At 48.4% G+C, this 20,673-nt stretch carries 21 protein-coding genes; 14 read left to right on the plus strand and 7 right to left on the minus strand.

The features are described 5' to 3' along the window. Window positions 1-54 precede the first annotated feature (54 nt). The gene (locus ICL07_RS28095; RefSeq protein ID WP_188091393.1) at window positions 55-810 is read left to right on the plus strand and encodes a DJ-1/PfpI family protein; all 756 of its coding nucleotides are present in this window, start codon (window positions 55-57) and stop codon (window positions 808-810) included. 79 nt (window positions 811-889) lie between these two features. Here the strand turns inward: ICL07_RS28095 and ICL07_RS28100 are convergent, their stop codons facing one another. From ICL07_RS28100 to ICL07_RS28110, 3 genes are all read right to left on the minus strand, one after another. Next, window positions 890-1,192, minus strand: coding sequence for a hypothetical protein (locus tag ICL07_RS28100; RefSeq protein WP_188091394.1), 303 nt, complete (start codon window positions 1,190-1,192; stop codon window positions 890-892). A gap of 75 nt (window positions 1,193-1,267) precedes the next feature. Continuing rightward, complete coding sequence (locus ICL07_RS28105) at window positions 1,268-2,104, minus strand: ankyrin repeat domain-containing protein (RefSeq protein WP_188091395.1); 837 nt, start codon at window positions 2,102-2,104, stop codon at window positions 1,268-1,270. Between the two features lie 89 nt (window positions 2,105-2,193). Next, window positions 2,194-3,954, minus strand: coding sequence for an ABC transporter ATP-binding protein (locus tag ICL07_RS28110; protein ID WP_188091396.1), 1,761 nt, complete (start codon window positions 3,952-3,954; stop codon window positions 2,194-2,196). A 68-nt stretch (window positions 3,955-4,022) separates the two neighbouring features. On the opposite strand from ICL07_RS28110, the gene ICL07_RS28115 reads away from it, so the two are divergent. Further along, window positions 4,023-4,538, plus strand: coding sequence for a DUF4251 domain-containing protein (locus ICL07_RS28115; protein WP_188091397.1), 516 nt, complete (start codon window positions 4,023-4,025; stop codon window positions 4,536-4,538). Window positions 4,539-4,598: 60 nt separating this feature from the next. Here the strand turns inward: ICL07_RS28115 and ICL07_RS28120 are convergent, their stop codons facing one another. Continuing rightward, window positions 4,599-5,069 (minus strand): GNAT family N-acetyltransferase, encoded by a 471-nt coding sequence (locus ICL07_RS28120; RefSeq protein WP_188091398.1) that lies wholly within the window; start codon window positions 5,067-5,069, stop codon window positions 4,599-4,601. Window positions 5,070-5,154: 85 nt separating this feature from the next. Here ICL07_RS28120 and ICL07_RS28125 point away from each other — a divergent pair, with 85 nt between their 5' ends. The 9 genes from ICL07_RS28125 to ICL07_RS28165 all read left to right on the plus strand — a co-directional run bounded on the left by ICL07_RS28125 (window position 5,155) and on the right by ICL07_RS28165 (window position 14,017). Next, window positions 5,155-5,808, plus strand: coding sequence for an HAD family hydrolase (locus tag ICL07_RS28125; RefSeq protein ID WP_246485191.1), 654 nt, complete (start codon window positions 5,155-5,157; stop codon window positions 5,806-5,808). Window positions 5,809-6,079: 271 nt separating this feature from the next. Further along, window positions 6,080-6,541, plus strand: coding sequence for a hypothetical protein (locus ICL07_RS28130; RefSeq protein WP_188091399.1), 462 nt, complete (start codon window positions 6,080-6,082; stop codon window positions 6,539-6,541). Further along, window positions 6,538-7,014: a hypothetical protein gene (locus tag ICL07_RS28135; protein WP_188091400.1), complete on the plus strand. Its 477-nt coding sequence runs from the start codon at window positions 6,538-6,540 to the stop codon at window positions 7,012-7,014. Before ICL07_RS28130 ends, ICL07_RS28135 begins: the two co-directional genes overlap by 4 nt. A 52-nt stretch (window positions 7,015-7,066) precedes the next feature. Then, on the plus strand, window positions 7,067-8,014 hold the full coding sequence (locus ICL07_RS28140) for an SPFH domain-containing protein (protein WP_188091401.1): 948 nt from the start codon (window positions 7,067-7,069) through the stop codon (window positions 8,012-8,014). A gap of 3 nt (window positions 8,015-8,017) precedes the next feature. Continuing rightward, window positions 8,018-8,269, plus strand: a complete 252-nt coding sequence (locus ICL07_RS28145; protein WP_188091402.1) for a hypothetical protein — start codon at window positions 8,018-8,020, stop codon at window positions 8,267-8,269. An 8-nt stretch (window positions 8,270-8,277) separates the two neighbouring features. Continuing rightward, entirely contained in the window at window positions 8,278-9,192 is a 915-nt protein-coding gene (locus ICL07_RS28150; protein WP_188091403.1) for a hypothetical protein, read from the plus strand. Between the two features lie 18 nt (window positions 9,193-9,210). Beyond that, the gene (locus ICL07_RS28155; RefSeq protein WP_188091404.1) at window positions 9,211-9,789 is read left to right on the plus strand and encodes a DUF6620 family protein; all 579 of its coding nucleotides are present in this window, start codon (window positions 9,211-9,213) and stop codon (window positions 9,787-9,789) included. A gap of 415 nt (window positions 9,790-10,204) precedes the next feature. Continuing rightward, window positions 10,205-12,061: a 3-keto-alpha-glucoside-1,2-lyase-like domain-containing protein gene (locus ICL07_RS28160; RefSeq protein ID WP_223152127.1), complete on the plus strand. Its 1,857-nt coding sequence runs from the start codon at window positions 10,205-10,207 to the stop codon at window positions 12,059-12,061. 21 nt (window positions 12,062-12,082) lie between these two features. After that, window positions 12,083-14,017, plus strand: a complete 1,935-nt coding sequence (locus ICL07_RS28165) for a c-type cytochrome (protein ID WP_223152128.1) — start codon at window positions 12,083-12,085, stop codon at window positions 14,015-14,017. A gap of 132 nt (window positions 14,018-14,149) precedes the next feature. Here ICL07_RS28165 and ICL07_RS28170 read toward each other — a convergent pair whose 3' ends face one another. The 3 genes from ICL07_RS28170 to ICL07_RS28180 all read right to left on the minus strand — a co-directional run bounded on the left by ICL07_RS28170 (window position 14,150) and on the right by ICL07_RS28180 (window position 17,129). Then, window positions 14,150-15,409, minus strand: a complete 1,260-nt coding sequence (locus ICL07_RS28170; protein WP_188091405.1) for an aminopeptidase P family protein — start codon at window positions 15,407-15,409, stop codon at window positions 14,150-14,152. Window positions 15,410-15,482: 73 nt separating this feature from the next. Further along, window positions 15,483-16,280 (minus strand): helix-turn-helix domain-containing protein, encoded by a 798-nt coding sequence (locus tag ICL07_RS28175; protein WP_188091406.1) that lies wholly within the window; start codon window positions 16,278-16,280, stop codon window positions 15,483-15,485. Between the two features lie 372 nt (window positions 16,281-16,652). Then, a complete protein-coding gene (locus tag ICL07_RS28180; protein ID WP_188091407.1) occupies window positions 16,653-17,129 on the minus strand; it encodes a hypothetical protein in 477 nt (158 codons plus the stop codon). Window positions 17,130-17,409: 280 nt separating this feature from the next. Between ICL07_RS28180 and ICL07_RS32645 the strand changes: the two genes are divergently transcribed. The 3 genes from ICL07_RS32645 to ICL07_RS28195 are packed head-to-tail and all read left to right on the plus strand — an operon-like array spanning window position 17,410 to window position 20,543. Then, complete coding sequence (locus ICL07_RS32645) at window positions 17,410-18,042, plus strand: TetR/AcrR family transcriptional regulator (RefSeq protein WP_188091408.1); 633 nt, start codon at window positions 17,410-17,412, stop codon at window positions 18,040-18,042. Beyond that, complete coding sequence (locus ICL07_RS28190) at window positions 18,032-19,390, plus strand: TolC family protein (RefSeq protein WP_188091409.1); 1,359 nt, start codon at window positions 18,032-18,034, stop codon at window positions 19,388-19,390. Before ICL07_RS32645 ends, ICL07_RS28190 begins: the two co-directional genes overlap by 11 nt. A gap of 25 nt (window positions 19,391-19,415) precedes the next feature. Next, on the plus strand, window positions 19,416-20,543 hold the full coding sequence (locus ICL07_RS28195; protein WP_343071128.1) for an HlyD family secretion protein: 1,128 nt from the start codon (window positions 19,416-19,418) through the stop codon (window positions 20,541-20,543). The last annotated feature ends 130 nt before the right edge of the window (window positions 20,544-20,673 follow it).

The following is a 20,673-nucleotide window of genomic DNA, read 5'->3' on the forward strand; positions in this document are numbered from 1 at the left end:
TGTCCCGATCTGCTATGCTCCAGCCCCTAGCTTTGCGGTATAAACTTTTAATGTATGAAACAGCTGCTGCTGATGCTCTTGCTGGCACCCTGCCTGCTTTTTGCCCAGGGCCAGGCCAACTATGTATGTCCGCCCTGCGGTCCCTGTGATACCCTCGTTTTCCATCAACCCGGCAAATGCCCGCATTGTGGTATGAAGCTGATAAAAAAAGACAAGCTCGAAAAGCGTATGAAAATCTGTTTCCTCCTGTATGAAGGCATTGAAATCCTCGATTTCGCCGGTCCCCTGGAAGTATTCACGGATGCCGGTTTTGACGTGTTTACGGTCGCTAAGTCCAACAAACCCCTGGTGGCCCAGGGCGTGCTGAAAGTGGTTCCCGACTATAGCCTCGCCGACGCGCCACCCGCCGATATCCTCGCGGTTTTTGGCGGTAACGCCGGCCCTACGGCACAAGATCCGGAAGTGATGGCCTGGATCAAATCCCGCGACAAAAACACAGAACGCTATTTCTCCGTTTGTACCGGCGCTTTTATCCTCGGTAATGCCGGACTGCTGGAAAATCAGACGGTCACCACCTACCACGACCAGATAGAAACGCTGCGCAAACACCTGCCTAACGCTAAAGTGCTGGAGAATGTCCGCTACGTGGATAATGGCCGTATCATCACTACTGCAGGTATTTCCGCAGGGATAGACGGCGCACTGCACCTGGTAGCCAAACTGAAAGGAGAGGAGGAAGCCCTCCGCGTGGCCCGCGTGATGGAATATGATAAGTATGTACCCAATCAGGGACTGGTGATCAAAAAATAATTTACGGATTTATGGATTTACGAATTTAAAAGATGCCTGGTTGCATTTTTTAAATTCGTAAATCCATAAATCGTAAATATTACCGGTATTTTGGTAACACCATTGTCTTCACAATGGTATGCGCTATCAGCGACAACACCAGTGCCAATACAATCAACAAAGATGACTTCATCGGTGTATCAAATACATCGATTACGCCGGACACAGATTTGCCTGCAAACAACAAGGTGATAACACAGGCCAGCACGCCGGTGATCCACAAGGTGATGTGTGACCACAGGTATTTGGTTTTCTGAAAACCGTTTTTGCCGAAAGAAGTGAAAAGCAGTCCTACATGTGCTACAAAAAAAGCAGCTGCCAGGATAGTCAACGAAGTAAGCATTTGTTGGTCTTTTAGGATTTTGGGAAAATGGTCAATCCCAACAATATACAATTTTATTGGAATATACCAAATTCTCTAGCCGGCTTCCCCATACTTCATTTTTATTTGTGAAATGTGCTCGGCAATCATATGCAGCCGGTAATAGTATTTCTCAAAAATATCATCGTACATCCGGTGGCGGTTTACCAGGAATGTATTGAGGGATTCATAGATAAATTCTTCAAACGTACTCTGTTCACTTACCCTGATCACCACTTCTGCGACCGGTTCCAGGCTGGTGGCAAACTTTGTTTTTACCTGTATGTCTGCCATCCCGGTGATCATAATCTTATACAGGTTGGGCGCACGGGCAAAAGGGGCGTAATGAATGGCGGTAAGCCCGTTTTCGTCATATACGTATTTGCATACTTCCTCCGCGAGCAAAAACTCAATCACTTCCCGGTTGTTGTTGTGCCGCGTAGCCAGCAATAACGGCGTATCCTGACTGTCCAGCACAAAATCGAAATGGATATTGTGCCGGATCAGGATCAGTAACATATCAGTGATGGCTGTCAGCCGGTGATGCTGGAAAATATAGGCAATGGCATACAGGTAATCCGGACTGTCTACCTGCAGGGTGGCGCCCTTTTTCAGCGCATACTCCACCGCCTGGGGCTTGTTAGCTCCTACGGCACAGAAGATGATGGGGATCATATCTTCCTTTTTATAGCGGATATCGGCGCCGCCTTCTTCTATTAATAGTTCAGCAGCTTCAAAAAAAATTTCCTGGTACTCCAGTAACTCGCATAACAGCTCCGATAACTCCCGCCGGTTGAAGGACCGCAAATGCCGTCGCAATAAGGTGATCACTTCGTCCGGGTTCTCGCTCGTTCTCAGTTTGCGCTTTAAATCGTACAGCGAAATTTCCTCCATATGTTTTCATAGGGTGATAAATAGGCTGGGAGAGAACCTCCATAGGATGAAAAAGCGGCTGCAATGATAATAAATATTAGTTAAAAAATTCATTTGTTTTCCTGATGTTTCCACAACTCCTGGAAAACAGGGCTGTTATCCCGCAATTGGCGGAAGTTACCGGAAGCTACCACGCGTCCCTGTTGCAGCACATAAATATGATCGAACTGCGGTAACAGATGCAGACGGTGCATGGCTGATACAATCGCCTTGTCGGAGAATGTCCCGAACATCTTGGTATAAATCATGGCCTCGGTCTTCGGGTCTACACTGCTGGTGGGCTCGTCCAACAGGATCACATCACTATCGCGGGCGGCCAGGATACCTCTCGCCAGCGCGAGCCGTTGCTTTTGTCCGCCGGAAAGATTCACCCCTTTCTCCCGGATATCGGAAGCCAGTCCGTCTGGTAACAGGTTTACCACTTCGGTGAAATGAGCGGCTTCGCATACTTCCATCACTTCTTCTTTGGAGAAGGGAAGCCCCAGGGTAACGTTGTACTCAATGGTGTTTTCGAAGATCTCCGGTTCCTGCGGAAACAACGTCACACTCTCATGAATGGTGGCTAACGGGAACGCCTCTCCGTTGACTGTCACCCGGCTGCCTTCTTCCGGTTCGTATAGCCCTCTCAGTATGGACAGTAAGGTACTTTTACCGCTGCCGCTTTCCCCGATCAGCGCTATCCTTTTACCCCGGCCTATCTGTACGGCCAACTGGTGGAGGCTTTGCGGCGCATGCTTTTCGTTATAGGTGGGCAAATGGGAGAAATTAAGCTGACTGATACCGATCGTCTGCCAGTTAGCCGGCAGACTGGGAGCGGCATCCGCGCGGTGATGTTCCTGGTAGGCATCACTGATGTTACGGGCGGTTTCTACGGAAGTATTGTACTGGGTAATATCAGTGTACTGCCAGGCTACGTCCTGGAACACGCTGGTGAACTGGTTTACATACCCCAGCAGGGTTACCAGTCCGGCTACATAAAACACTTCACCCGGCACCCAATGCTGGAACACATAGCCAATAGCCATCACACAGTAGATCAGGGAGATCATCATTTCTGCTACAAACCATTTGGTTTCGTTGATGATCACATTTTTCCGGTAGGAAGGCCATATTTTGGCGATTTTGCCAAGCAGGCCCGCTTCCATGCTCTTTTCCAGCCGCAGGGTAATCACCGTCATGATGTTGGAAAGACTGTCGAACAAAGTGGCGGACACCACATGTTCTCCTTCATTCATTTCCTCCAGCGTACGGATATACGGCTTGTCGAACAGGATCAGGAAAAATACGCACCCCACGCCCATCACGATGCCGATGGCGCCAAACAAGGGAGAAAAATACAGCATGGCCACCAGGGAAATAACGAGTTTTGACAAGGCATGGAGGTACATAAAGCCGTGGGAGAAGAAGTCCTTCAACGCGTCATAGCCTTTGCGGATACGGTTGATCACGCTGCCGCTGTGATTGTCCTGGTGCCATTTTACCGGCAAGTGCAATGCCTGATGGTAACGTTCCTGCAGGAAATTACGGCTCAACCGGAATGCCAGTGCCTTTTCCATAACCCGGGCAGGGCCGTGGAACGCCCACTCCAGCAAATGAATGCCCAGGTAGGCGCCTGCAAACATCATCACATGACGGGGCAGGTTCGTAGTGTCCTGTTGTACCTTCCCGATAAACCATCCAAATAACAAAGGGTTCAGGGAATAACAAATATTAGCCAGTATAAACAGCGTATAGGCGAGCACGTATTTTTTACGCTCTTTCCGCGCATATTTCCAGGCGGTTTTTAACAATGAAATGTAAGGGTTGGGCATGGTTTCCTATTTATAATTGTTGATCTGGTACGATATTCGTACATTATAGTATGTAAAATCGTTATGCTATGAAACATTCATTTGCAGGCAAAACACTGTTCTTTCTCTCTCTTTCCCTTTTCCTCTTCACCGGCGCATATGCCCAACAGACAAAGGTCCAGGAAAAAGCCGCGAAGGAGGCCGCCAAAACAGCCGCTGTAAAAGCAATGGTAGACAGTAAAACCTTCGTGTTTATCGCTCAAAGCGCATTGCCTATGAGTGGCCGCGTACGACAGATTACACCGGATTTTAACCTGGTCGTGACGCCTGATTCCGTGGTAAGTTATCTGCCTTATTTTGGCCGCGCTTACTCCGCCCCCTACGGGTCAACAAAATCTCCACTTGACTTTAAGACGAAAGATTTTCAGTATACCTCTAGTCCCCGCAAAAAAGATGGTTGGGACATCAACATCAAACCAAAGGATCAGGATATACAAAATATGGCTGTTACAATTACCAGCAGTGGCTATGCTACCGTACAGGTGACCAGCAACAACCGTCAGCCAATCACTTTCAACGGGTATATTCAGGAAGTGAAAAAATAATTTAGTTATTTGATTATTTAGTTATTGAAAGAATCTGAGATGCCTTCAATAACTAAATAATCAAATGGATAAATGTTTTATCATTTCATAATTATCCAGTACCACCCCATCAATATCCACGGTTTGTGCCCTTACCACCGTAAACCCTTTCTTCTCAAAAAATGGCCTGGCTGTAATACTGACGTAAGCCGTCAGCACAGGCAGTTGCAGTTCCTGCGCTTTACGGATAATCTGCTCCACCAGTAAGGAGGCCACCCCCTGCCGCTGAAAATCTTTATGCACAAACATCATGTCAAATTCCCCGTCATCTTCCAGGGATGCAAAACCAGTAATCACGTTCTCCGCTGTTTCCGCCACATAAAAGTGCTGGGTATTGATCCGTTTTTCCAATGAATCCAACCGGTTGCCACGCGCCGCCCAGGCTGCTACCTGTTCGGGATTATAATCTTTGCTGTTGACACTCAGGATAGTTCCCTGGTAGAGGTCCCGCAACGCAGGCATATCGCTCAGTTGGGCTTTCCGTATATTCATTTTTTATTTTTTTATTTTTTCATTTTGATAATGAATAGCTTCTGAAGGACCTGTTTCAGCGGAACATAAATATCAAAATAGAAAAATGACTAAATTCATTACCAATTTAACTGATTCCATGGAGAACCAAACACCCATTACTACATTATTCCTGGATATTGGCGGCGTACTGCTGACCAACGGGTGGGACCGTAAAGCCCGCAAACTGGCGATAGAAACGTTTCAGCTGGATGCGGTGGAGACGGAAGAACGGCACCACCTGACTTTTGACACCTATGAGGTAGGTAAACTCACGCTGGATGAATATCTCAACCGGGTCGTTTTTTATGAAGACCGCTCGTTTACCCGGCAAGCCTTCCGCGATTTTATGTTTGCCCGGTCGGCTCCCTATCCGGATATGATCGATATGGTAAAGGCCCTGAAAGAGAAGTACAAACTGAAAATCGCTATCGTCAATAATGAAGGCCGGGAGCTGAACACCCACCGTATCCATTATTTTGGTATCTCTACTTTTGTAGATTTTTTTGTGTCTTCCTGTTTTGTGCACTACCGTAAACCGGATGCGGATATTTACCGGATTGCGCTGGACATAGCCCAGGTGGCAGCAGCAGAAGTGGTGTACCTGGAAGACCGCTCCATGTTTGTAGACGTGGCCAATGGACTCGGTATCAACGGCATTTGCCACCAGGCGTATGATACCACCCTGGCGGCCCTGGAGAAATTCGGCCTGCGGCTATAAACAGTTCATGGTGCGCTTGGCTTCGGGGAAGGCGTGTGAAGACCTTAGACAAAAGACCCGCCAAAGGAAACGGCCTGAGCTCAGCATAATACTGGACTCAGGCCGTTTATATTTTATGTATTATTGATTGATTTTTATTGTGTTGATTTGTGTGTAGTCGTTTTGTAGTCGCTGTTTTTTTTACCGGTAGCTACTTTGTAGGGGTTCATTGTTTTGAGAACACATCTAAACCATGGATTTTTACCGCTGGTAAACAAACCATTAAATCATCATGACAAACTATCAATTTTATCAGCAGGTAGGCACTAACATCTTTAAAAGGAAAGACCAGAAAAAGCAATACATCGTCATGGCATTGATCCTCTTTGGAGTGGCAGCATGGTTTTCTCTCAGATATCCTGGCGTTAGTGGATTTTTAACGGCCGGTATTGCTACCATGTTTGGCCTTGGCTTTGTTAACCGCATGTTCAATTTTGTATTGATAGATACCGGCAATCAGACCCTTACCCAAAAAGCCAGTCTGCTGGCTCCCGGTCAGACCGTTGCGCTGTCGGATATTCACAGCCTTTCCATCAATAACAGGATTTATGGGCTGATATTGATCTCTTCTGCCTGGGCGTTGGTAAATAAAGAGGGGAAACAGACGGATCTATTATTAGGACAAAGTCTGATGAATAGCAAGCATACGGAAGCATTTTTATTGGAAACAGAAAAAGTATTGGGAAGACGATGAAGGAAGAAATGTGTTATTGGCTGGGGACGGAGCTGATTGTAACGCCCAACCGGTGTTATACTAAAGTGGTTGTCCGCATTGTGGTAACGGGTTTGGTGTTCCTTTGCCTGAGCGTATACCTGGCTATGCGGTTGGGAGATTTCTGGCAATTACCCCTGGCTATCGCTATTAGTTTGATATTGCCGGGTTTACTGTACCAATTTTTCAACGCAGCAAGGCGGATACACATTCCGGCTGGTAGGGGAGTCGTCGCTATGAGTTTTGCCGGCTATTTTAAACGTTCGCTGATAGATAAAAATGACGTAGATATAGTGGAAAATGCGCTGAACGGGAAAGCATATATGGCTATTGCCAATAAAAATAACCCTTACGGACAATCGTACCAGATAAGCCCGTATCTGACAAATGCACGCCTGCGTGCATTATTTAATGAAAATATATTGCCGGTAATCAGGCAACAATTATTAACTTGAGGAACAGTTTTAACCCGACACCTGCGTTAAACCACCTAATATATTCGAGCATATGAACCTGCCTTTTATTGAAATCATTGAGGCTACCACGCCGGACCCCAATCTGCTGATGTGGAAATACAAGGACGAAGACAAAGAAATCAAGAATGGCGCGAAGTTAACCGTGAGAGAGTCCCAGGCAGTGGTATTTCTCAACGAAGGTACGCTGGCCGATGTTTTTGCGCCAGGTCTGCATACCCTGAGTACGGAAAATATTCCTCTGCTGAGTAAACTGAAAGGCTGGAAATATGGCTTCAACAGCCCGTTTAAGGCCGATGTTTATTTTGTCAATACCCGCCAGTTTGTCAATAATAAATGGGGTACGCCGGCGCCGGTGATGATGCGCGACCCTGAATTCGGCCAGGTGAGGATACGGGCCTTCGGCACGTTTGATATCCAGATACGGGACTTCGCCACCTTCTTCAGGCAATATGCCGGTTCTTACCAAACCTTCAGCATTTTTGAGTTACAGCATGAGTTAAGGGATTTCATCGCCCCTAAATTCGGGGAAGTACTGGCCCGGGAAAATATGTCTGTTAAAGACGTGGCGGGGAACCTTACCGAACTGGGTAAGAAAGTAGCCCCTTCCCTGAAGCCTTATTTCGCACAGTTTGGTATCGAACTGATGACGTTTACCATCAGCAGCGTTACCCTGCCGGAGGAAGTATCTGCCCATTACGACAAGATCACCAACATGAATATGGTGAGCGACATGGAGAAATACAAGGAGTTTAACACGGCCAACGCTGTGGGGCAACCCGGAACAGTTGCCAATCAGGCTACGGTCAACGGGATGATGGCTGGCATGATGATGAACCAGCTACAGCAACAGGCCCAGGCTCCAAATGCCACAGACGATATCACCGCTAAGCTCCAAAAGCTGAAGACCCTTTTTGAGAATAGTCTGATTGACGAAGCGGAGTATAAAGCCAAAAAAGCGGAACTGATCGACAAACTGTAAGCCATGGAAGAAAATAAAAAGCCCCTTTCCCTGTTGGAGAAAATGAAGCAGAAAGCCCGTGAGCAGAAAATGTATGGCGGTGAACAGGAAGATAAATCCGCCGGTATGAAGGCGAGAGACTGTCCTAATTGCGGCGCCGGCCGCATGCAGCAGGATGGCCTCACTCATTGCGCCTATTGCGGGTTTGAATTTCTTTCGGTCACCCTCACAGACGGCATCAACATAAAAAAAGAAGATAACTCGCCACAACATTAAGACAAGCTATGAACTATAACCCCGCTGCCATGCGTAGCGAAATGCAGGATACACAACAACGCTTTGTTACCTTCGTCGATAAACTGGAAATCAAGCTGAAAGAGTTTGCAGAGGCTTCCCTTCCTGAACTAACGGAAATGAATGATAACGATGAGGATGCGTACAAACAAACCTATCACCGGATGAAATCGGCCGTACTGGGCCAGGTGGACAGTATCCGCAAAAAGGCTTACGATGTGCTGGAAGAGAAGGTGATGCTTTACCAGGTTCCCTGGGAAGATGCGGCGCTCAGGCAACAGTTTATGGATATGCGCAACACCTGCCAGGAGCGTTACACGCAGCTGGAAGACCTGATACAGTATTACCGGGAAAAAATTGAAGAGACCTTTTCAGAAGACCTGGAAGCCAAATACCAGTATATCCTGGACGAATATGAGCGTATTAAGGATAAATTCCTTTGTACACAATGCGGTGGCGGTTTAACCATCGACAAAATCTATTTTACCACTACTTACATTGCCTGTCCTTTTTGCCAGACGCAAAATACCTTCGAGCCCAGCTCACAGGCAAAATCCCTGGAACATCTCGGCCGTTCACTGGCCGAAAAAAGAACCGCGCATTTATTGAAGGCCAGTCATCACAATGGCCAGCTGGAAGAGGATGCGTTCCGGAAAAAACACCGGTTGGAAATGGATATGGCGTTCGAACAAAACAGCCGGGAAAAAACAAGACTGGCAGCTGAACTGGCAAACGCGGTACAGCACTGGGAAAATACCCGGAATGAAACCATACGGCTGTATAAAAATTATCTGCGGGCCATGTTTGACGAGTGGAACAACATCAACCCCGGACTAACGGCAGAGCATGAACGTTTTCATGAGCGGATGCTCCAGGACTATCTCGATTCAAAAAAGAACAATTAAACAACTAAATAAAACAACATGAGTAATCCATTATTAGACCCGATTCACGGTGTTTCCCTGTATGACTATGCCACGATATCCGCCAAAATGGCTTCGGGCATTTCCCAGGAAGACCTGCTCAAGGCGCTGGGTATAGAAAACGCGGTGTATGAAGAAGCCGCAGCGTTGTGGGTAACCCGTATGCAGGAGGACCAAACCTTCGAGGTAATCACGGTGTTTGGGCAGTATTTTGGCGAGGCGGATAATCATCCCAAATTAAGCGGCTTAAAACCGCAAACCAGCGCGGAAGGCAGCCAAAACCTGGAGAAGCTGAAAACAGACCGTCATTTTTATGAAGAGCTCAGCGGCGCCAGAATTGCAGCCTACGAATACGGTTACGATGGCGCTCAATGGATACTGGATAATTACGGTATTACCCTGGGCGATTTCCAGGCAGTTGCCGTACACTGGTCCAATGTTAACCAGGCTGAAATGGGAGCCGACAATTATGAAAAAGTACAGTATTGGGTGAATTACCAGCAGCAGAAGCAGGCGGAATACGCCCAGAAATTTGCCGCAGAACAAGGCGGAAATATTGGTGATGATGTGGAGTTTTAAAACTCCACATTATCCTGCGTGATTTTTTTGTTATATCCCTGCTCTCCTCTTGATAAAATCCGCCCTTTTACCATTCCTCATTTACACTCTCCGCTTATCGCCAAATATCGCCTTCCATTTGCCGTTGGTGTAAAATTTTATCTGCTATAACGATTTTGCAGTTGGAGTTTTCCATTTTGTTACTAATTTGTGGGCTGGATATTAGAAGGATGCTATTAACGCCATTGCTGTTTTTAGACAGAAAATGGTTTGCGCGCGTGTTTGTATATATTTTTTCCACGTTAGGTATATACACTTTGGGTCTGTCTGTAGTAATAACCCTTCCTATCTCACATAACATCACAACACACGGCTATTATTTTCATTGGATGCATATTGCTACACAAGATTAGCAATGCGAAAAACAAACACATCTATGCTCAAATGGTATGAGTTCCGTCCGAAGTTAAAACAAATGGGCATCAGTCCCGGTAAAGCTTTGGTCTTCATGATGGGCGTTGGCTGCAGTCAGCAGCTGATGGCTCAGCAAACAACTCCACTGACTGACCTCTCAGGATTCAAACAACCGGCTGCCAACTGGCGTATAGCCGGCGACGTTAATGCCGACCTGCAAAAGGAAAATACCCTGACTGCCACGAGTGGTACCGGCGTATTGGTTAACCTGCCGGAGAAGGGAAAACATGGCCAGGACCTGTACAGCGACTGGCAACATGGTGACCTGGACCTGGAACTGGATTACCTGGTATCCGCCAAATCCAATTCCGGTATCTATCTGCAAGGCAGGTACGAAATTCAGCTGCTCGACAGCTGGGGCGTATCATCACCCCGCGCTTCCGACAACGGTGGTATCTATGAACGCTGGGACAATAATCGTCCCCAGGGGCAGCAAGGCTACGATGGCCACGCTCCCCGCCAAAACGCCAGCCTTGCGCCCGGCCTTTGGCAACATATGAAGATCGCCTTCCAGGCGCCCCGCTTCGATGCGGCCGGCAATAAAATTGCCAATGCGGTGATCCTCAAAATAGAACTCAACGGCGTTACCATCCAGGAAAATGTTGTCCTGTCCGGCCCCACCCGTGGCGGTATGGAAAACAATGAAGTGGCCGAAGGCCCGCTGCGTATCCAGGGCGACCATGGCACCGTGGCTTTCCGTAATATCAAAATACAGTCCTATAACGCGCCTAAACCGGAACTGAAAAACATTCAGTACGCCATTTATAAAGGTAGCTTTAAGGAAATGCCGGACTTTAAAATCATCAGGCCGCAGTCCATGGGAGACGCTACCCAGCTGACTTCCAACCTGCCAGGCTTGCCGGAAAACCAGTTCCTGGTGCGCTACACCGGTAACCTGGAAATAAAAACTGCCGGTACCTATACTTTTAACCTGCATACTTCCGGTGGCGGCGGTCAACTTAAAATCAATGACCAGCTTATCAAAGGAAACCGCAACGATGCCAAAGGCAACGTAAAACTGGCTCCCGGCACCTATCCGGTAGAAGCGTTGTATACTAAAACAACGGATTGGGCTAAACCCTCCCTTACACTTAGTATTCGTTCAGCCGCTATCCGTGAGTTCGTGATCAGCGATGCCAACGTACCGGCCGATGATCCTACCGATCCTATCCTGGTAACTGCTACGGAAAACACGATCCTGCGCAGTTTTATGGACCTGAAAGGCGGTTCCCGCGTGGTACACGCCGTTTCTGTAGGCAGCCCTTCCAAAGTGCATTACACTTACGACATGGACAACGCCGTACCCGTACAGGTATGGCGCGGCGAGTTCCTGAACACCACCCCGATGTGGCATGACCGCGGCGATGGCTCTTCCCGCCCCCTGGGTATGGTACGCATCCTGGACAATAAACCAGCTATGGCGCTGGCCCGCCTCAGCTCCGCGGATGCTGCCTGGCCGGCAGATACTACCGGTACCGGTTATCGTCCTAAAGGATACGACCTCGATCCGGAAGGCCTGCCTGCTTTCCGCTCCGATATCTATGGCGCCGCTGTCAGCGATACGTTCCGGGTATTGCCCGGTAACACAGGCCTGCACCGCAGTTTACAGGTAACCGGCGCACCGGCCGATCTGTATGCGCGTATAGCCGTTGCCGATAACATCTCCCAATTACCGGATGGCACCTATATGATAGGTGATAAAGCCTGGTACGTGAAGATGGATAATAACGGCGTGAAACCCGTTATCCGCGGTCAACAGGGAAAAATGGAACTGATTGTACCGGTAAAAACAGCCATCGGCTATGCCATTATCTTCTAAGCAGAAACTTGCACGAGTATTATGAAACTGAACTATAAAAGATTAACTGCCGGGATAGCAGCCGGTATGTTGATGATGACAACTGCTATTCACCCGGTACAGGCACAGGAGTCGCCCAAAGAGGAGGACTTCTTTCGTATTGCCCGTATCAGCTCCCCGGAAGGTACCCTGCTGGAAGTAGGGGGCCTGTGTACGTTGCCTAATGGCGACCTGGGCATCGCTACCCGCCGTGGCGATATCTACATCGTGGAAAATCCCACCAGCCGCCAGCCCTATTTCAGGAAAGTGGCTTCCGGTCTGCATGAAGTATTGGGCCTCGCCTGGAAAGATGGCTCCCTCTACTGCGCACAACGCGGTGAGCTGACTAAACTCACCGATACCAATATGGACGGCAAAATTGACCGGTTCGAAACCGTATATGCCTGGCCGTTATCCGGTCACTATCATGAATATAGCTTTGGTCCCGTACTGGCGCCGGACGGCTCTTTCTTCGTATCCGGCAACGTAGCTTTCGGTAATGAAGAATGGTGGCGTGGTGAAAGCCGCGTTCCCTGGCGTGGCTGGATGATGCATATCAGCGCCGATGGTCAAATGGAACCCTGGGCTACCGGTTTCCGTTCTCCCTGCGGTCTCGGTATCATCGATGGGGAATTGTTCTATACGGAGAACCAGGGCGACTGGATGGGTTCCGGCGCACTGGTACATGTGAAAAAAGGCAGTTTCGTCGGTCACCCGGCTGGCCTGCGTTGGACCAACCTGCCCAACTCTCCCGTGAAACTCACCACGGAAGAACTGTACAGCAAGGTAGATCCCCGCTATCGTAAAGATGCCAACGGTCGCGCTATTAAACCGGAAAACGTGGAGAACGAAAAATTCGTGACCCTGTTCGATATGAAAAAGTATTTCCCGGAAGTACAGCTGCCGGCTGTTTGGCTGCCACACGGCGTACTGGGTATTTCCAACTCACAGGTGGTAACCATCCCGGATGGGGCCTTTGGTCCTTTCGCTAAACAGGTATTGGTTGGCGATCAGGGACAAAGTAAAATCATGCGGGTGTTCCTGGAAAAAGTAAACGGTGAATACCAGGGCGCTGCCTGGGATTTCAGAAGCGGCTTCCAGTCGGGTGTACTGCGCCTGGCCTGGGCGAAAGACGGTTCGCTCTTCGTGGGTGAAACCAACCGTGGCTGGGGTTCTGCCGGCGACGCCAACCAGGGCCTGCAACGCCTGGTATGGAACAACCGCGTGCCTTTTGAAATGAGAACGGTGAGCGCAAGACCCGATGGTTTCGACATTACTTTCACCCAACCGGTAGATAAAAAATATGCGGAAGATCTGGCTTCTTACCAGGTAGAAAGCTTTACGTATAAATATCACCCGGTATATGGCAGCCCTACCGTGAATACAGAGAAACTGACCATTAAAGGCGTAAAAGTAGCGGCTGACGGCATGAGCGCCCGTATTATCGTGAATGGACTGCGCCGTTATTATATTCATAAGCTATCGCTGACGGGTATACGTTCACAGGAAGGTTCCTATTCACTGGTGCATCCCGATGCGTATTATACGCTGAACAATATTCCGGAAGGCACGTCCCTGGCCATGTCTGAGGTAAGCACAAAGAACAGCGCCAAAATGCCGGCGCTGGAGTCTAAAGTATCCGGCAAACCGGGTCCTGCCGCTAAAGCAGAACCGGCCAAAGCGCCTACGCTGGCCCAGATTCAGCCGCTGCTGAACAAATATACCTGCTCTTCCTGCCACAATGCAGATAAAAAGCAGGTAGGTCCGGGCTTTAAGGAAGTGGCTAAAAGGAATTATTCCGTCGCCCAGATCCTGGCATTGATCAAAAATCCAAAACCGGAGAACTGGCCTGGTTATGCTACGCCTATGCCTCCGATGCCACAGGTGCCGCAGGCTGATGCCACGAAGATTGCACAGTGGATCAACTCCCTGAAATAACTTTGATTTAGGGATTTTTTGATTTACGGATTTAGGAATTTTGGGGATCAGGTATTTGTTAAATTGTTGATGGAGGAAGAATCCAACAAATACTAATCCCCAAAATTCCTAAATCCGTAAATCAAAAAATTCCTAAATATTCATCAGTTCTTCAATCTCCGCTGCCTCTCTTGGTATGGTGGCCATCAGATCTTCACAACCATTTTCTGTCACCAGCAGGTTGTTTTCTATTCTTACCCCAATTCCTTCTGCTTCATTATAAATACCCGGTTCGTTGGTGATGACCGCACCAACAGGCATGGGTTCATCGTAATACCCCGTGTCGTGTACATCCAGTCCCAGGAAGTGGGATACGTTATGGTAACAATGTTTGGTCAGATAATGCTGCGCACCGTGTTTGGCAATATCCGCCGTGGTGCAAAGTCCCAGTCCCACCAGCTCTTCGAGCAGGAGGCTGTTGGAGATTTTCCAGAGGTCTTTAATGAGGATGCCCGCTCTGACATGTTGCATGACCTGTTTATGTACCCGTAAAACAGCGTCGTAATGTTCTTTTTGCCGGGGTGTAAAACGGCCGTTCAGCGGGATAGTGCGGGTCAGATCGGCGTTATAGCGTTTCCAGCTGGCAGCGGCGTCAATGAGTACCAGGTCGCCGTCTTTACCGGTAGATTCGTTGGCGCGGTAGTGCAGGATACAGGTATCGGCCCCGAAAGCCACGATGGGCTCATAGTCGGCCCATCCGGTATTGTTTTGCATGTATTCGTGTATCATTTCGGAGGCTACCTGCAAACCGGTTTGGCCCGGACGGATGGTCCGTAGTATCCGCCGGAAACCTTTCTCCGTAATGGCTACCGCCTGGCGGATGAGGGCTGCTTCTTCCGCTGTTTTAGCGTTGCGTTGCCTTGCCAGGATAGGGTAGAGGCGTTCATAATGATGTAGTGGATAAAGTTGTTTGCAGCTGAGCAGGAGCCGGTCTTCCCGTGTCTGCGTTTCGTTTTCTGAGCGGGCATGTTCGTTGGTATGCAGGTATATGCTGCTGCATAACGGCAGTACTTTTTTCAAGACGCTCCAGAACTCGTCGGTATAATATACGGTGCGGATACCGGAGATCTGTGCGGCGGTATCTTTACCGGCTCTTTTGCCCAGCCATTTCACGAAGGTCTGATCTACCCGTTTGATGAACAGTATTTCGCGCAGCGCAGGGTCCGGGTGACCGGGGAAAAGCGCCAGCATGGCATCTTCTTCCTGAAGGCCGGTCAGATAATACAGGTTCACGTTCGGGTGATAGGGCATGGTGCCGTCGGCATTGGTAGGCATGATATCGTTGGCGGTAAGGAGAGCGGCAGCTCCGGCAGGCAGTTGCCGGGAGAGCCGTTGACGGTGATCGGAAAACATATGTGGCGTTGTTTGGTGAAGCCACAAACTTAGCGGGAGGGTAGGGAATAAGTGGTGTAAAAAAGCGACAGTTTCAGGCGGACCATTTATGCCATTCCTTGCGGAAATGGGAGAAATCGTGGTAGCCCAGTTCTTCCCAGTCAGCCTTGTAGCCGTGTTGTATATATTGTGCCGCTGCATGCCGGAAGCGCAGGATAGCCAGGCATTTTTTAGGGCTGATGTTGAGCGAGTCGTTAAAATATCTTTCCAGTGTACGGGGAGAAACATACAGCAGGCCGGCCAGTTTTTTCAGCCGGAAACCGGATTGTTGTAAAGCCGGACTATTAAGGGATTGCAGTACATAATCAAAACGGTGGTTGCCGGTGGCGGCGCCTACATAGCCGCGCAGGAATTTTTCCAGCAGGGTTTTGATGGCGGGCATATCCGGAGCGTCGTATACAGCCGCTTCCAGGGCGGGTAGCTGTGTCAGTACGTCGTGGGCGGAAAGTGTTTGCCGTTGCATGTCGGCGCCTTTCACTCCGAAGAGGTAATTGAGACTGGCCGGTTTGAATTTGATGCCTGCCAGGAAGTTGTTGGCGTAATGCCGGTAGGTGACAGGGGTGGTTTGGTATCCTATCAATTCGCTTTGGATGCTGGAGTGCAGCAGTTGCCCTGCCGCATTACAAATGTCGAAGGGAGCGCCCATGTTCAGTACCAGCGACGAGTTCATATTGGCCAGCAGCAGTTCCCGGAATTCTTCATCATCCGGTAAAGGGCGGCGAAGGTCCAGTAGCCAGTAGAAGACTACATGCGGCTCCAGGTCCGGTGATGGACTGATATACCGATACTGGCCGGTGAAATATTGCTGGTCTATGAATTCGATTGCCTGCATGATAAAGGCTAAATTACGAATATCGGAGATCTTCAGTCCTTTGCTCTCTTATAAAAATCTTTGCTCCTCTGCTCTCTTATAATGCTTTACGAGAAACCTTCTCAACCCTTTGAACATTTTAATCACATGTTCTGTTAATTAATTTACCTGTGAAAATCCGGACCAGGGCATGCAATATCACCGCAGTAACGCCCTGTCTTTCCCCGGCTTTCATAAAAAAGATATACGACCGGTTCACGTAGCGCCGGCTGGCAGTGCTGTGCTGTAAAAATCATTTTTAAAGTTAACGGTTGATAAACAGGTACAACATCTTGCATTTGTTAAGATGTGCTGGGGCGGGCTTATTGATTGAAACGCCCGCCCTTTTTTCTTTTATGCACTTTTGTGCTGATAGTATTTTCCCGCCATGAGTCCCATCGGTAACCCAATTGCTACCATCAGGATACACATGCCCACCAGTACATTGACCAGGTGGAAAGGTCCTTTCGGAATGTTGGTCAGCGGCAGTATCAGGAGGTTCATCACCAGCCATACAAAGATGCCATATACCAGTCCGGATACGGCTGGTATTCTCCGCATTTCCGGTATACGGGGATAGAGGCCGAAAAACAGCAGGGTGAATCCCAGGGCGATGATATAGTGAAACAGCACGCCCCACCACATCATGGCCGGGTTGCCGCTGAATGCCGCCGTGCCGAAAACGCCACTGGCAACAAACAGGAGTACGTTCACAAAACTTTTGCCGGTCATCAATACAAATTGTAAACAGGCAGAGAACAGATCGAGGGTGCCTGCCATCATCCAGGTGAGGAGGATGATGCCGGCAGGAAATGCACGTGTGGTAGCCATAGTATGATTTGAAAGAATGATCTCCTTTAAATTATAAAATTTCTATATAAAAAACCAGCAGAATTTTAGAGAAGTTATTTGTGTCACCTATACAATATTCTCCTGTTTTTTTACCCTATTGATCATCGACCTTAAAATTCCCTTAAAAATATTTTATATTTCATTTATTATCAGCATAATAAAAGTTATAAAAATAAAAATTTAAATGAACGTTTAAGTAAACGTTTGTTTAAATTAAACGTTTGTTTAACTTTGCTTCGTCAAATTAACAAAAGGGAACATGGAAGACTATAACGATAAACAACTTTCTATCATTTCGGTGGCGGAACGGTTGTTTGCAGAAAAGGGGTTTCATGGCACTTCCGTCAGGGATATTGCACAAGAGGCAGATGTGAATATAGCCATGATATCCTACTACTTCGGGTCTAAGGATAAATTGCTGGAAGCCGTTTTCAGGCATCGCATGAATGCATCCCGCATTTTTATCAATGAGTTGGTGGAAAACAACACCATGGCCCCATTAGAAAAAATATACTCCCTGATCGACAGGTTTATCAATAAAATGCTGAATGAGCAAAACTTTCAGTGCATTATGAGCCGGGAACAGCTCAATAAGGAACAAAGCCCTGTAAGAGACCTTATTTGGCAACTGAAAAGTGAAATGCTGGGATTGATGCGGCCTATTGTCACCAACGCCCAGGACGCCGGCATCTTTATGATGGATGTGGACGTGGAAATGCTGATGACGACTTTGTTTGGCACCATTCACCAGATTATACCTGCCCAACACCTGCTGCGGACCAATACGGACTACGCACACTTAAACGACCAGGAATTCAAAGAATACTTAAGGCTCAGACTGAGCAACCATTTGAAAAAATTGTTTAAAGCAATCCTAACACATGAATTCTAGAAGCATATACAAACGTTTATATGCGCTTGCATCAGGAATCGTGCTGACGCTGGTTTTTCAGGCAGCCTCCGCACAGGAAAGTGTAAAACCGCTTTCGTTAAATGAAGCCATATCGTTGAGTCTACAAAACAGCAAACAATTAAAGGCCAGTCAAGCCCGCATCGAAGCAGCCAACGCGAACGTAAAAACAGCCAACGAACGCCAGCTGCCCGACGTGACCGTATCCGGCTCCTACCTGCGACTGACACAGCCCAACATTGATCTTAAACTCGGAAAAAGCGGCGGTGGCGGCAGCGGCGCCCCTGCTGAATCCCCTAAAGTAAACCAGGCGGCTTATGGTATGGCCAATGTGTCTATCCCCGTATTTGCCGGTATGATGATCCAGAGCGGTAAGGAAGCTGCCCGCTACCTCGCTCAGGCAGCTAAACTGGACGCTGACAAAGACCGCGACGATGTGATTGAAAACACCATCGGCGCCTACAGCAACCTCTATAAAGCCACCCAGGCGGTGAAACTGATGGAGGAGAACCTCAAACAGTCCACCCAGCGCGTGAAAGATTTCTCCAACCTGGAAAAAAACGGCCTGCTCGCCCGCAACGACCTCCTGAAAGCAGAACTGCAACAGTCTAATTATGAACTGTCCCTCATGGACGCTCAAAACAGCCTGAAAGTAGCCAACCTGAACATGAACATCATGCTCGGCTTACCGGATGCTACACAACTTCAGCTGGACACGACTGTTTTTAAGGTAGATGATAAGGTAGATGGAAGAGGCGTAGGAGAGTTTGAGCAACTGGCTTATCAGAACCGTAAAGATGCCGCCTCCCTCGGCGCGAAAGAGAAAGCGGCTTATGCTAATGTAAAAGGCGTGAAAGGTGAATATTATCCTTCCCTCGCTGTTACCGGCGGTTATGTAGCGGCTTACATTCCTAACGTAGTCACCATTACCAATGCGGTTACCGCCGGTGTAGGGGTAAAATACAGCCTCTCTTCCCTCTGGAAAACCGGTAGCAAGGTAGCCAATGCGAAAGCACAGCTGGCAGAGTTGCAGGCCAATGAGGCGAGACTGACAGATGCCATTCACCTCGATGTGGTACAGTCTTACGAAAACTACCTGCTGAGCCGCAAAAAGATGGATACTTATATCAAGGCAATAGAACAGTCAGAAGAGAATTACCGGATCACTAAAAACAAGCATGATAACAACCTGGCTACCACCACAGACCTGCTGGATGCAGACGTGGCCAACCTTCAGGCTCATCTGAACTATACGTTCGCAAGAGCAGATGCACTGGTGGCCTACAACAAATTGTTACAGGCATCGGGAATACTCGACAACAATAAATAACAACAAAACCATAAACTACAAAGCTGTGGAAACGCAAACAAAACCTACTAATAATATATCTACCATGCAGGAAACACCAGCGCCTAAAAAGCGCAGCAAAGGGTTTGTGATCGTACTGGCCGCTCTGGTATTGGGTGGCGGCGCGTTCGGTATCTCTAAATACATCCATAGTCTGCACCACGAAGAAACAGACAACGCGCAGATCGATGCTAATGTAAGCCCCGTTATTCCAAGAGTATCCGGATTTGTGAAAGAAGTAAGAGTAAAAGATAACCAGCACGTAAAGAAAGGGGATACCCTCGTTATCCTGGACGACCGCGACCTGGCTATAAAAGTACAACAGGCGGAAAATGCCCTCAACACTGCACAGGCTAACCTGGGCGCTGCTCAGGCAACCACCTCCGCTGCGGAAACAGGTATCAGCACTGCCCAGGCACAGGTAGGTACTATCGACGCCCAGATCGAAGCCGCTAAGGTAAATATCTGGAGAGCTAACCAGGACTACGAACGTTACGCTAACCTGATCAAGGACCACTCCATCACCCAGCAACAATACGAACAGGCCCTGGCTGCCAAACAAACAGCCGAACGCCAGCTCGACGTACTGGTAAAACAAAAAGCAGCAGCCGTTCGCCAGACTACCGTAGTGAGCTCCCAGAGCAGCGCTACCGGTAAACAAATCAACCTGGCCAACGCCGCTATCAAACAGCGTGAAACCGATGTGGACGATGCCAAACTGAACCAGTCCTACACCGTGATCATCGCTCCGGAAGATGGCGTACTGTCAAAAATATATGTACAGCCCGGTCAATACATCACTGCCGGTCAGTCGCTCTTCAGCGTGGTAATGGACACCGCTCCGTGGGTAGTGGCCAACTTCAAGGAAACACAGCTGGAGAAAATGAAACTCGGCCAGAAAGTGACCGTACATATCGACGCCTTCCCCGGCACTCCGCTGGAAGCTAAGGTAACTTCCTTCGCACCGGCTACCGGCGCTAAATTTGCCCTGCTGCCTGCGGATAACGCTTCCGGTAACTTCGTAAAAGTAGTGCAACGCCTCCCCGTGAAAATAGAATTCGATGATCCGGCTAATGAACTGATCAAAAAGTTACGCCCGGGTATGAACGTACTGGTAGACGTGCACCTCAACTAATTCATACATGAATGCATCCTGACCAGGGGTTAATAGTTGATCCGGCTTACATGATTCATATTGGCGGAAACCATTAGCTCAAACAAAGAAGTCCAGACAGGAAACCACCGGTTTAATTATTAATTCCTGG

This window comes from Chitinophaga qingshengii (assembly GCF_014529935.1).
Classification (GTDB): domain Bacteria; phylum Bacteroidota; class Bacteroidia; order Chitinophagales; family Chitinophagaceae; genus Chitinophaga; species Chitinophaga qingshengii.